The following is a 12345-nucleotide window of genomic DNA, read 5'->3' on the forward strand; positions in this document are numbered from 1 at the left end:
AGCCGCGTCAGCAGGTCCTCGGTCATCAGGCGGCGCATCTCGGCGGTGGCCCGCGCGGCCTGGGCGCGGTAGCGGCGCAGTTCGTGGCCGGAGACCTCGTCGTGCTCGCGCCGGACCCAGGCGTAGCCGTGGGCCGCGGGCTGGTCGGCCCGGCCGGAGGCGTCGCGGCCCAGCGGGTTATCGATGCGCCACTGGGCGCAGGCCTCGGCGAGATCCCGCTCGGCTGCGCGCCCGTGGGAGCGCGCGCGCTCCGCGGCCTCCTGCGCTAGCGTCCGCTCCGCCGATGCCAGCGCCGCGATCCCCCGCGCGTCGAGGCCGGCCAGATCGGTCCGGATCGCGGCGACGGGCCCTGCCGCGAAGACCTCGCCGCGCACGCTCCGGATGCGCTGCGCCTCGCCGCCCGCGAGGCGGTGCAGGGCACCGCGGCGGCCGGCCAGCGCGGCGCGGGCCGCCTCGCGGGCCGCTGCGAGCCGCGCCCGTGACCCGGCCTCGGCGGCGAGCAGGGCGTCGCGCTTCGGCTCCAGCACCTCGGACAGCTCGCGCAGGTAGGCGATGCGCTCGGCGGTGAGCGCCCTGATCGCCTCGGCGAGGTCCGCGGTGTCGCGGCCCTCGAGCGCCGCGCGCTCGGTGGCCAGGGTCCGGCGGCGGCCCTCCAGGCCGTCGACCTCGGCGCGCAGGGCGTCGACGTCCTCGATCCCGCGGGCGATCCGGGCCCGGATGGCGGCGGCCGTGCGCGCGGCCTCGCGCAGGACCACAGCCTCGCCGCGCAGGCGCTTGGCCTTCGTCACCGCCGCGTCGTGGCTGCGCAGGCTCTGGGGCGTGGGCCCGCGCTGGCCTCGCGTCATCAGCAGGTCGACGGAGCGCGTCACCGCGTAGGCCATGCCCGCGGTGGTGCGTCCGCTCGGGGCGACCGCGCGGCTCATCCGCGCCAGTTCGGCGTCGTTGCGGGCGAGGTCGTAGCCGCCGAGCCGCACGCCGAGGAAGGCGGCGGCGTGCGGGTCCGCGGTCTCGATCACCGTGAGCGGGCCGTCGTCGAAGCGGCGGGCGCGCTGCCCGGCGGTGTCGGTGGTCTTCACGAGGATGCAGCGGTGGAACCGGTCGCGGTTGCCCTGGAGCACGCCGAGCGCCTCCTCCAGCCTGTCCGGCGCGACGACGAGCGCCTCGCGCGCCCGGCCGAGCAGGCCCTCCAGCGCCGGGCCCCAGGCCGGATCGGTGATCTCGGCAAGTTCGCAGACCGGTACCGCGTCGATGCCGCGCCGCGCCAGTTCCCCTCGGAAGGTGACGGTGTCGGAGGAGAGCCGTGCGGCCTGCCCCGGACCGAGCGCGGGGGCATGGCGCTCGGCTGCGATCTCCTGGGTGCGGGCGCGCAGGGCGGCATCCTCGGCGGCCCGCTCCAGCGCCTCGTCGAACGCGGGCAGGCGCAGCAGGCCCTCCACGAGGGCGGGGAGGGCGCCGTCGGCCCGCAGGGTCTCATCCGGCGGGGCCTCGCGGCGCAGCCCCGAGCGGGCGCAGGCGTCGGCGAGCCGCGCGGCCTGCGGCGCGACTTGGCGCAGGACGGGGGCGACGGCCTGGAGCCTGCCCATCTGCCCGATGAGCGCGACGAGATCGGAGACGCGGAGGGCGAGGTCGCGGCGGTCGCGCTCCAGCATCGACAGGCCCAGCGTCGAGGCCGCGAGCCGCCCGTCCGCGGCGCCGCCTGCGACCAGTGCCTTCTTCTCGGCGATCTCCGCATCGATGTCGCGCACGAAGCCGCGGCTCGTCGCGACGCTCTCGCGGGCGATGCGCAGGGCCTCGGCCCCGTCCCTCAGGCGCGCCTGGACCGCGAGGAGTTCGTGGCTGCGGCGGCGCAGCTCCGCGGTGGCCGCGCGCGCCTCGTGGACGGTCGCGGCCAGCACCGCGTCGGCCCAGGCCTCGTAGCGGACGACGAGGCGTTCGAGGCGGGCGAGCTTGGCCTCCAGCGCCTCGATCGTCGCCAGCACCTCCCGCCACGTCTCCACCGACTGACGGATTCGGGCCACGTCGAGGGGCTCTGCGTCGAGCACGAAGCTGCGCACGAAGGCGCTCGCATCGAAGATCGGCCGGAACGCGACGGCGTTCGAGAAGGTGCGCAGGAAGTGGCGCGGGTCGGGCGCGGGGGCACCCTCGCGCAGCGTCGCCAGGACCTCGGCGGTGAAGCGCTCGCCGGAGGCGCGGAACTCCTCGAAGCCGTCGGCGCGCGCGCGCAGGTCCCCGGCGATCTCGGCCCAGGGCGCGGTGTGGCTGCCCGCGGCGCCTGTGCGGCGGTAGTCACTGATCTCGAAGCGGTGGCCGGTGGCGATGAACCGGGAGAGCACCTCTTCCCGCGGGTCGGTCGCCCGCGCGGCGAGCGCCAGCCCGAAGGAGACGACGCGGCCGGTCCGCGCGTTCTCGAACACCAGGGCCAGGACCGTCTCGCAGGCCTCCCGCGTCGGCCGCCCGCCCTCGGCCGGGTCGGTGATCCAGCCGAGGCAGTAGTCGCGCACGGTCCGGGCGCTGCGGCCGGAGGCGGAGGCGTTGAGCGCCAGCCGGCTCGCGTTGTTGCCGGCGAGCACGGTGCCGACCGCGTCGAAGATCGTCGACTTGCCTGCCCCCGTCGGCCCGACCAGCGCCGCTGCGCCGCGGATGCGGATCTGCTCGCGCCGGACGAGGTACCAGTTCGAGAGGGCGATGTCGGTGAGGCGGTACACGTGCCTGGCTCGGCCTAGGCAGGTTTCGGAAAAGTGCCCCGTGGTTTTCCGAAACCTGCGGCAAAACAAGGATCTAAGCGGACGCACCGTTGGCCCGCCAACGCAAGTCTGCTTGACCGCTCCGGCGGAGGGGCGGCCCCGTGTTGGCGGGACTTCGCCGGCGATGCAAGCGCGGGCCGGTCAATCGGCAGCGCCGCCCGCCTCCGACCACGCACGCAGCCGTTCGAGCCACGCGTCGGAGGCCAGGACCAGGATGCCCGGCAGGATCGCGAGCGGCGTCACGCGCTCGGTGCGGTCGCGCTCCCCCAGCCGCAGGGCGCCGCGGCGGGCGAGCAGGCGCAGGATCTCGATGAGCCGCGCCTCCTCCGGCGGATCGCTGCGGGCGGCCGTGCGGACGCGCTCGGCGAGGTCGTCGGTGGTGCACGCGACGATGCCGTCGGTCGAGACGCGGTGGTCGTGCAAGCCCTCCTCGTAGGCGAGGCGCAGGGCCAGCAGCACCAGGGTCTCGTCCTTGCGCAGGCGCTCGGCGGCGATGTCGTGGCGCGGTCCGTCCGCGGGCAGCGTCAGAAAGACCATCTGGTCTCGGTGCGACAGGCCGATCTCGTAGCCGAGGCAGGCGAAGTAGTCGGTGAAGAACGGCGCGTAGTGCCGGGCCAGCTCGTAGGTGCGGCCGATGCCGGGGGTGTCGGCGTAGATCACCTGCGCCCTCAGCAGCACGGCGAGCGCTCGGGTGAGTTCCTCCGCGTCGGGGGCGCGGCTCCCGTGAGGCGGCGGCTCGTCGCCGTCGACGATGGCGCGGAACGGCTCAAGCACGGCGCTCGGCGCTCCGCCGCCGGATCACGAAGTCCGGGCAGTCGAGCCAGCCGTTGGCGAGGCGCGCGCCGGTCCGCGCGACGGCGTAGTGTCCGGCAAGCTCGCCCTCGAACAGCACGTCGATCTCGCGCAGGCGCTGGAACACGACGAAGGCGTCGACGTCCGCGACCGCGATCTCGGAGCCGCGCAGCGTTCCGTCCGGGCCGAGGTGGCGGTCGATGAAGGCCGCCATCGTCTCCGGCGTCACCGTGGTCCGGCGGCGGAAGGCGTCCTTCTCCGAGATGAGCGCCTCGATCTCGGGGTCGCGGGCGGCGTCGGGCAGCGGCGCGACCGCGATCGGCGCCCTGCGGCCGCGGGGCGTCGACAGGTGCGCCGCGCCAAGCGGCGGGCGCAGGAGCGAGATCGCCGGCGCCACGTCCGGCGCGGCCCTCGCGACACCGACCGCGCGCAGGGCGGCGGCGGCGCGCTCGATCCCGCCCGAATCCGGGCGGTCGCCGTAGCGGATCGCGGCCGCGATCCGCCGCTCCATCCGCGCGACCACCGCGTCGACGGCGTCGAGGTGCCGGTCGAGGCCCTCGAAGATCGCGAGGATGCCGGCGAGGTCGGCCCGCACCGCGCGCTCGGCGGCCGCGAGGTCGGCGGCCCGGCCTTCGCGCAGGGTGGCCTCGGCGAGCGCCCGGATCAGCAGCGCGTCCCGCAGCGCGAGGCCGGCCTCGCGCACGATCGCGGAGCGGAAGCGGAAGGGATTGAAGCGGGTGTGCAGCGTCCGGTAGTCGCTGATCAGGTGGCGCGCGACGAAATCCTCGAAGTACAGGCGGTAGGCGGCCCGCAGGTCCCGCTCGTGCAGGATGCGCTCCTCGATCTTGCGCATCGCGCCGGCAAGCCCTCGCACGTGGCCGAGGAAGGCGTGGGCCGCGCGCGCCGCGTTGCCGAGCGCCTCCGAGCGTTCGCCGGGATTGGCGATCGCGCTCTCCAGGCTGCCGAGCACGTCGAGGATCGCTGCGCCGTAGGAGCGCGTCTGCCCGCGCTCCATCCGCGACAGCTCCTCCAGCAGGAGCCGGGCCTCGGGGTCGAAATCGACTACCGGCACGTAGCGCTCCCGGCGCTCGGTAAGCCAGCCCGCCTCGGTGAGGCGCCGGTACAGCGCCGAGCGGCGCTCGACCGGATCGGTCGGCACCGGCTCGTCGTCGGACTGCGCGGAAAGTGCCCAGTCCGCGGAGAAGTCGCCGATCGCGGTCAGCAGGTCGGCCTTGCGGACCGGGTCCGGGCTCGCGCCCATGACCCGGCGGTGCAGGTGCAGCAGGAGCGCCGCGTTGAAGCCCCGGCTCGGGGAGGCCAGCGGCCGGAACAGGTCGTCGGGAAGCTGCGCGAACAGCATTCTTTCGGGACTCCCGCGTTCACGCAGCCGAGTCGGTTGGCGGGATCGTTTACTTCGCGCCGAGGAGTTCGACGTCGAAGATCAGCGTCGCGCCGGGCGGGATGACGCCGCCGGCGCCGCGGGCGCCGTAGCCGAGGTCGGCCGGGATCACCAGGGTGCGCTTGCCGCCGGTCTTCATGGTGGCGACGCCGAGGTCCCAGCCCTGGATCACCTGTCCGGCACCCAGCGTGAAGGTGAAGGGCTGGTTGCGGTCCCGCGAGGAGTCGAACTTCTTGCCCTTCTTACCGGCCTCGTCGAGCCAGCCGGTGTACTGCACCGTGACCTTCTGGCCGGCCTTGGGCTCAGGCCCGGTGCCGACGACCTCGTCCTGGTACTTCAGCCCGGAGGGCAGGGTGGTGTAGTCGGCGTTGGCGGCAGCGGTCATGGCGATCAGCACGGCTCCGGCGATGGGGAGAGACAAGCGAGGCATCGTTCCTCCGTCGGGCGAGCCTCTGGCGGGCCGCCCGTCGCGGGCCTCTTAACAGGCCGGCCGGGGTCGAGGCCATCCGGGACGTCATCAAACGGCTCGAACGGCGCATCGACGACATGATGTCCTCTGTGGGGGAGAAGATGCGCCAGACGCGCGAGGCGATGCTGCAAGCCTTCCTGGACGGTCGCCCGCGGCGACGGTGACCCTCGTCGGCGTCGATCATCAAACCTCAAGGCGCCCTCGACTTCAGCCGGCTGCGCCTTCGTTTCTGGGGAGCGCTACGGGAACACCCGGTGGGACTTATGGCTCGCAAGCCTGCCGTTCGGCGCCGTTTGCCGCGGAAACTCCTCGCACGGCCTTGCGCGCCCAGAGGCGGAAAGCTAAGACGCGCAAGCCCCTTGGGGCGTCGGAGCGTGGCGCAGCCCGGTTAGCGCACTAGTCTGGGGGACTAGGGGTCGGAGGTTCGAATCCTCTCGCTCCGACCATTTTGCCCCTCTGTTTCGGAAGGGTTTTTGCGACTTCCCATCACGATGATCCGGGCGACCGATTTTGCCCGTGGGTTCATCTGGGTCGCGAAAAATACCTCAATGATTTCTTCCCGACAGGCTGACCTTGGCCTGAAGGCGCTCGTTGGCGCGTGCCTCGTCTCGCGGTGGGGACCCGGCGGGAGGAGCGTTTCGTGCGTGAGCTTCGGACCATGCTGGTGGCTGCTGCGGTCTCGTCCAGGACCACGGGCGCGTCGGCCTTCGAACCACGTCGCGCGGGCGGCCTTGTCCTCCCGATCCTGCGCGCTCGCGCGGCCGGTGTTTCGTTTCGTGTGCGGCTGGGGCTTCGTCTACGGGTTCACAGCCCGGCAGGACGGTCAGGACGCTGCTCGGCGTGGACAGTCGGAATCTCGGCTATCCGGTCGGCAACCAGCGCGCGGCCGCGTCGGCGCTGTCATCCGGTCGCGTGTTGAAGGCGATCGGCGTGCCCGGCGCGCCCTCGTGCACCGCGTTGACGATCGCCTCGAACGCCGTGAGACCCTTCGTGGCGAGCCGAACGCCGCCCCCGATCACGATGCAGTCGTAAGCTGCGGCCTCCAACTTGCGCGCCACTGTCGGGGCGGCGGTCTCGTCCGGCTTAACGGAACAGAATTCCGCTTCCCATCCCCGGTCGCGCATCTGCTCCAGCCCAAGCTCGATGCCGGCCGCGATCGTCTCGGCGTTCAGTCCAGGAGGCAGGGCGGGGTCGGAGAAGTCCACCGCATCCGGTGCGTAGCCGATCAGCAGAACCCGCGTCATGTTCACCCCTATGCTGCCGTGCGAGGGTATGGCGTCGCGTGAGGTGCGAGCAAGCCGTCCGGCAGGTGGCTCGTTGCCATCCGCTCACCGATGAGATGGACGACCTCCCTCGCAGCCCGTGATCGGATCGAGCGGCGGGGCTGACCGACGGACCGTCCGGCGCATCGAGCCTGTATCGTCGATCGCGTTCCGGACCGCCGACCGAGCGCACGGCTCGCTGCACCGGGAGCCACACCGATTGACGCCCGCATGGAACGCCGGTCCGGATGGGCGGCCTTTCCGGACTGCGCGACCCTTTCGCCGGCGAAGGTGCCATCGACCCGTGCGGCCCTACCTCAGCATCTCGCCATGAGGATGCATCCGTGCCCGGCACCACCGTCGATCTCACCCGCTTGCTGATCGTCTACTACTCGCGCAGTGGTACCGTCGAAGCGCTCGCCTCCGCTGCGGCCGAGGCGGCCCGAGAGGCGGGCGCCGCCGTGCGTATCCGACGACCGCGCGAGGTCGCGGATGCGGCGTCCATGGCCAAGGTCGAAGGCTGGGCCGAGAGCGCCGCCCGGCAGAACGTGCTCTACGACGCCCCCACGCACGACGACGTCGAGTGGGCCGACGCGATCCTGTTCGGCACCCCCTGCTACTTCGGGGCGATGGCGACGGAGCTGAAGAACTTCCTCGATCAGCTCGGTCCGCAGTGGAAGCGCGGGGCATTGGCCGGAAAGGTCGGGGGTGCCTTCGCGACCGCTTCCTGGCCGCACGGCGGCACCGAGGTGGTCACGCTCTCGCTCTACGCTCCGATGGCGCATCTGGGCATGGTGATCCTGCCGACCGGCTACACCGACGCGGCGATGCTGGAAGCGGGGTCACCCTACGGTGCGTCCGCCATCGTCGGTGCGGAAAACCGCGATCCGAGGCCCGAGGACTTCGAGGCGGCCCGTCATCAAGGGCGGCGCATGGTGGCGATTGCCCGTGCGCTCGTGGCGGCAGGCGAGATGCCCAGCCGGAAGCGCGCGGATGGCTGAGGCTGGCGCGCGTGGTTCAGTGGGCGCCTGACCGGCGACCAAGCCGATGCCGAAGACTCCACAGGAAGCGACCAGCGGCCAAGCGAACCTGTATCGAACAGGGGCGCGGTCGAAGCACCATGTCGGTTCCCGATCGGCCCGGCTGGCTGGTATCAGCCGATCCGATCGAGAGGATCAGTGAAGTTTAGCGGTGTCGGCCATGACGTGAGGCATGGAGAGCGGGCACGGATCAGGCGGTGCTGAAGCCGCGTCAAGTCGAAGGGCGGACGGCACAGGGGGAGACTTCTGGCGTAAGCCGGCACGGGTCCGGTTTCGAGCACCGCCCTACGTCCGGAAAGCGCGTCATGCCGATCCGCCGTAGGGTCTTCAGCCTGCGCGGTCACCGGACGGCCTATCGGCACGCGCGAGGCGGGCTCCTGACGTGCGGTGCGGGGCACGGGCCCGAATCGGTGGGATCGTCCTCGCCCGATAGGGCACAGGGCGGTGATCGGCATCGCTCTTGCCGCCCTGCTCGGCACCCGACCGTTCCGGTTCGCCCGCCAGGCTGCGATGTCCGCTCCCCTGACGCCGATCCTCGACCACATGGTCGTCAACGTCCTCGATCGGCTGGACGCGGCGGCGAACCAGTACCGGCGGCCGGGCTTCCACCTCACGGAGCGAGGCCACCACACCCTCGGCTCGCCGCGCGCCCGGCGGCCGGTGCGCGCCAAGGTTCAGATGATCTTCCAGGACCCCTACGGCTCGCTGAACCCGCGCCACAGCGTCGGTAAGATCGTCGGCCAGCCGCTCGCGGTGGCCGGCCTCCCGAAGCGCGAGATCCGCGCGCGTGTGTGCCCCGCCTCATGGCGCAGCTCGGCCTCGCCCCCGATGCCGGGCGGCGCTTCCCGCACGAGTTCTCCGGCGGCCAGCGCCAGCGCATCGGGATCGCCCGACCTACCGCGTCACCGCCGTGATGGCGGTCCCGACCATGTTCGCGCACGTCATCAAGGAGACCGACCTGCTCGGGACGCTCGACCTCTCCGCGCTCAAGCGCATCGGCCTCGGGTCCGCGTTGATCACGAGGAGCCTGCTCGACCGCATCCAGGCGGTCTTCCCGGGCGCCACGATCGGCCTCGGCTACGGCACGACGGAGGCGGGACCGGCCGTTCCGAGCCTATCCCGACGGCATCCCGACCCCGCCGCTCGCGCTCGGCTATCCCGTGCGGGGGGCGACGTCCGCCTCGTGGACGGACCGAGCGCGCACGAGGGCGTTCTCCTCATGCGCAACCCGTCGCTCATGTCGGACTACCACAACCTGCCGCAGCAGACGGCGAAGGCCCTGCGCGAGGGCTGGTACGACAGCGGCGACATCATGCGCCGCGACGCGAACGGGTTCCACTACTTCGGCGGGCGCGCCGGCGACATGTTCGTCTGCTCGGGCGAGAACATCTATCCGAGCGAGGTCGAGACGATGCTTGAGAAGCACCCTTCCGTGCAGCAGGCGGCCGTGGTGCCGCTGCCCGACGAGGAGCGCGGGCAGGTCCCGGTGGCCTTCGTGGTGTACCACGCCTCCGAGATGATCGAGGCGGACCAGATCCGGCGGTTCGCCCTCGCCAACGGTCCAGCCTACCAGCATCCGCGCCGGATCGCCTTCCTGCAGGAGCTGCTCTGGGCAGGCACCAACAAGGTCGATCGCCGGGCGCTGATCGCGCGTGCCCGGGAACTCGAATCCGCCCAGCGATGGGCGCGCTGAGGTGCGCCTCGCCGGGAAGGTTGCCCTCGTCACGGGGGCCAGCCGCGGGATCGGCCGCGCCATCGCGATCCGGCTGACCGCGTCCGGCGCCGTGGTCGCCGTCCATTACGGCAGCGGCCGGGTGGAAGCCGAGGCGACGACCCACGCCGTCGAGGCCGCGGGTGGAAGCGCCGTGCTGGTGCAGGCGGATCTCGCCGCGCCCGGAGCCGGGGCCCGGCTCGCGGCGGACCTCGGACGGGCGCTGTCGGACCGCTTCGGCTCGCCCGCCCTCGACATCCTACGCGGCCCCCCGCCATACGAGGCGACCTGCCGAGCCTGGACAGACGATCCAAGCCGCTTCAGATACGATCCGACCCATTTCACCTCGGGACTTAACACTAAGATTGTATATTTAACTTTCGGTGTCATTCGTATCCTAATTCAAGCATCAGTTTTCCATGTTTCGCATTAAATAATTTAAGATCATCGTCGGAAAACTCCGAGATATTGTTCTGATTGTTCCCGGAACGAAAGAATTTATCGTGGATCGATTGAAGCTTTTTGAAATCTTTTGTGAAGAAATTCTTTGGTCTTATACCTATAAAATCCCCTATCGACTCGATAACAGATGCTTGATTGCTAGAAACGAGGTCCTCGTAGCGGACTAGAAGTGTTTGTCTTCTAGTTGCCGGCTGCCACGTATTGTAGTGGTCGGACCATGATCCGAACATAATATTTCCAGAGATTATATCGGAAAGCGGAATGTCTGCACCGGCAAAATTTTTCATGTAATGTCTATATGATACTATAGAAGCAGCCCCATGGCGGACGATATAAATTGCTGGATGATCGTCTGCCGGATAATCGTGGGTTTTCGAAAATCTATTATCTACATCATTTTCTCGGTCTCTGCCTCTACCTAATAAATTTAGCAGTCCAGCGTCGCCGTTCTCTTCATAGTATGCCGATCCAGTTACTATACCGAAGCAATCATAGAATATTGACCGCAAGAAAGTGTTGCCGCTTCTAGGATAAGATGCGAGCCATAGCTTTTCGAAGTTCATCCCGAAACTGCTCATGAAGTCAATTCGTGTGGGTTGCGCTGCAGCCCGTCAGGGCTAAACCATCGGCTATTAAGACACCGCCATAGGATGTTGTCCAGCCGCCCACAGGCAAGCTTGAACGCAGGATCGGCGCGCAGGTGGTCGAGGTCGTCGGCATCCTCGTAACCGCAGGCGATGGCCAGGATGCGCGCCAGAAGGATCTCGGGAAGCGGATGCACGATCCGGCTCGGATCGCGCCGGTCCGGGATCACCGCAGCGAGCTTCTCGGCGATCCGCATCCGCCGAGCAGCCTGAGCGAGCAGCAGGACACCGCCGTCCGAGGTCAGGCGTCCGCCATCGAAGGCAGCTGTGAGCTTCTTGCCTCGGACGGATGGAAACGGGAACGGGACACACGTAGGATCGGACATGGCGGGCGTGGCGGGCTCGATCAGGTGAATAAGGTTGGTGTCAGCACCCAATCCCTAAGCCCTATCAATGCTTTATGCTACGCTCGCCACCACAGATCCACTGCCCTCGTGAATAAGACGGGCTAGTACTACAGCCGGGTTTTGTGCGTTGTCGTGGCGGAGGTGAGCCATGATGCGGGTAACGGGAGCGGACGCGGCACAGTGGGCGCAGGGCTTTGATGGGGTGCTGGAGCGGATCGGGGGCCGGTTCGGACGGGCCGAGCCGCGTCGGCGGGCCGAGGCCTACCTGCGCGGCCTCCTGGCGCCGGTCGAGCGCAAGAACGGCTGGCAACTGGCGGAAGCGGCGGGCGATCCCACGCCCGATGGGGTCCAGGAGTTTCTGAGCCGGGTGCGCTGGGACGCGGACGCCGTGCGCGACGATCTGCAAGTGTATGTCGCCGAGCATCTGGGCGATCCGAACGCGGTGCTGGTGCTCGACGAGACCGGCTTCCTGAAGAAGGGCACGAAGTCGGCGGGCGTGCAGCGGCAGTACACCGGCACGGCCGGGCGGATCGAGAACGCACAGGTCGGGGTGTTCCTGGGCTAGGCCGGATGCCATGGCCACGCGCTGATCGACCGGGCGCTCTACCGGCCCAAGTCCTGGACGGACGACCGCGTGCGCTGCCGGGCCGCGCCTGTGCCCGACGACGTGACCTTCGCGACCAAGCCGGCGCTGGGCCTTGCCATGCTGGAGCGGGCGCGTGTGGCGGGATTGCCGTTTGCCTGGATCGCGGGCGACAGCGTCTACGGGAGCGACAGCGCCATCCGCCGCTGGGCGGAAGATCACCGGATCGGCTACGTGCTGACCGTCACGTCGGGCCAGCGGCTGGCCCTGCGCCCGGTCGCGGTGTGGTTTGCCGACCCAGTCGATGCGCGGCCCGCGGACGCGCCGCCCATCTGGCAGCGCCTGAGCGCGGGCGAGGGCGCCAAGGGGCCGCGCCTGTACGACTGGGCCTGCGTCCCCTATCGCGGGGCCGTGCGCGGCCTCCACTGTGCGCTTCTGGTCCGTCGCTCGCTGGCCGATCCGGACGAGATGACCTTCTACCTCACCCACGCACCGATCGGCACGCCGCTCTCCGACCTCGTGCGGATCGCTGGCCAGCGCTGGACGATCGAGAGCAACTTCGAGCAGGCCAAAGGCGAAGTCGGGCTCGACCAGTACGAGGTGCGCTCCTTCATCGGCTGGCACCGGCACGTCACCCTGGCGATGCTCGCCCACGCCTACCTTGCCGCCCTGCGCCGGGCGGCTATCGGGGGGCGTGGTCACGGCCGACCTCGCCGCGGATCTGCTGCCGCTGACCGTGCCCGAGATCCGTCACCTGCTGGCTGCTCTCGTCAGCCTGCCTCCGCCCGACACCACCGCGGTTCTGCGCTGGTCCGTCTGGCGACGACGCCATCAGCAGCGGGCCAGACGCGCCCATTGGCGACGGCGGACCCGAACGGCAAAACGACCAACG

10 protein-coding genes, 1 tRNA gene and 2 pseudogenes are annotated in these 12345 nt (G+C 70.2%); 6 read left to right on the plus strand and 7 right to left on the minus strand.

Features of this window, described 5'->3' with window-relative positions:
- The 4 genes from ACFE8Y_RS17975 to ACFE8Y_RS17990 all read right to left on the minus strand — a co-directional run.
- Positions 1 to 2705: ATP-binding protein (locus tag ACFE8Y_RS17975; RefSeq protein WP_375465753.1), on the minus strand; the 2705-nt coding region annotated here is incomplete at its 3' end.
- Positions 2706 to 2885: 180 nt separating this feature from the next.
- Positions 2886 to 3518, minus strand: a complete 633-nt coding sequence (locus ACFE8Y_RS17980; protein WP_375465754.1) for a DUF4194 domain-containing protein — start codon at positions 3516 to 3518, stop codon at positions 2886 to 2888.
- Positions 3511 to 4896, minus strand: coding sequence for a Wadjet anti-phage system protein JetA family protein (locus ACFE8Y_RS17985; RefSeq protein WP_375465755.1), 1386 nt, complete (start codon positions 4894 to 4896; stop codon positions 3511 to 3513). The genes ACFE8Y_RS17980 and ACFE8Y_RS17985 overlap by 8 nt, the downstream gene beginning before the upstream one ends.
- Positions 4897 to 4945: 49 nt before the next feature.
- A complete protein-coding gene (locus ACFE8Y_RS17990; RefSeq protein WP_375465756.1) occupies positions 4946 to 5365 on the minus strand; it encodes an FKBP-type peptidyl-prolyl cis-trans isomerase in 420 nt (139 codons plus the stop codon).
- Positions 5366 to 5772: 407 nt separating this feature from the next.
- On the opposite strand from ACFE8Y_RS17990, the gene ACFE8Y_RS17995 reads away from it, so the two are divergent.
- Positions 5773 to 5850, plus strand: a tRNA-Pro gene (locus ACFE8Y_RS17995).
- A gap of 414 nt (positions 5851 to 6264) precedes the next feature.
- Here the strand turns inward: ACFE8Y_RS17995 and ACFE8Y_RS18000 are convergent.
- Complete coding sequence (locus ACFE8Y_RS18000) at positions 6265 to 6648, minus strand: hypothetical protein (RefSeq protein ID WP_375465757.1); 384 nt, start codon at positions 6646 to 6648, stop codon at positions 6265 to 6267.
- A 362-nt stretch (positions 6649 to 7010) separates the two neighbouring features.
- On the opposite strand from ACFE8Y_RS18000, the gene wrbA reads away from it, so the two are divergent.
- The 4 genes from wrbA (at position 7011) to ACFE8Y_RS18020 (ending at position 9850) form a co-directional block, all read left to right on the plus strand.
- Positions 7011 to 7667 (plus strand): NAD(P)H:quinone oxidoreductase, encoded by a 657-nt coding sequence (gene wrbA / locus ACFE8Y_RS18005; RefSeq protein ID WP_375465758.1) that lies wholly within the window; start codon positions 7011 to 7013, stop codon positions 7665 to 7667.
- Positions 7668 to 8497: 830 nt separating this feature from the next.
- The gene (locus tag ACFE8Y_RS18010; RefSeq protein WP_375465759.1) at positions 8498 to 8620 is read left to right on the plus strand and encodes a hypothetical protein; all 123 of its coding nucleotides are present in this window, start codon (positions 8498 to 8500) and stop codon (positions 8618 to 8620) included.
- Entirely contained in the window at positions 8620 to 9399 is a 780-nt protein-coding gene (locus ACFE8Y_RS18015) for a class I adenylate-forming enzyme family protein (RefSeq protein WP_375465760.1), read from the plus strand. Before ACFE8Y_RS18010 ends, ACFE8Y_RS18015 begins: the two co-directional genes overlap by 1 nt.
- Before the next feature lies 1 nt (position 9400).
- Positions 9401 to 9850, plus strand: a complete 450-nt coding sequence (locus ACFE8Y_RS18020) for an SDR family NAD(P)-dependent oxidoreductase (RefSeq protein ID WP_375465761.1) — start codon at positions 9401 to 9403, stop codon at positions 9848 to 9850.
- Here ACFE8Y_RS18020 and ACFE8Y_RS18025 read toward each other — a convergent pair.
- Together ACFE8Y_RS18025 and ACFE8Y_RS18030 are read right to left on the minus strand one after the other, a co-directional pair.
- The gene (locus ACFE8Y_RS18025) at positions 9804 to 10457 is read right to left on the minus strand and encodes a sulfotransferase domain-containing protein (RefSeq protein ID WP_375465762.1); all 654 of its coding nucleotides are present in this window, start codon (positions 10455 to 10457) and stop codon (positions 9804 to 9806) included. The genes ACFE8Y_RS18020 and ACFE8Y_RS18025 overlap by 47 nt on opposite strands.
- A gap of 80 nt (positions 10458 to 10537) precedes the next feature.
- A pseudogene (locus ACFE8Y_RS18030) lies at positions 10538 to 10849 on the minus strand (transposase); the annotation flags it as partial.
- Between the two features lie 169 nt (positions 10850 to 11018).
- On the opposite strand from ACFE8Y_RS18030, the pseudogene ACFE8Y_RS18035 reads away from it, so the two are divergent.
- Positions 11019 to 12345 (plus strand): annotated as a pseudogene (locus ACFE8Y_RS18035) (IS701 family transposase); the annotation flags it as partial.

Origin of the sequence: uncultured Methylobacterium sp. (assembly GCF_964242245.1) — a bacterium.
Taxonomy (GTDB): domain Bacteria; phylum Pseudomonadota; class Alphaproteobacteria; order Rhizobiales; family Beijerinckiaceae; genus Methylobacterium.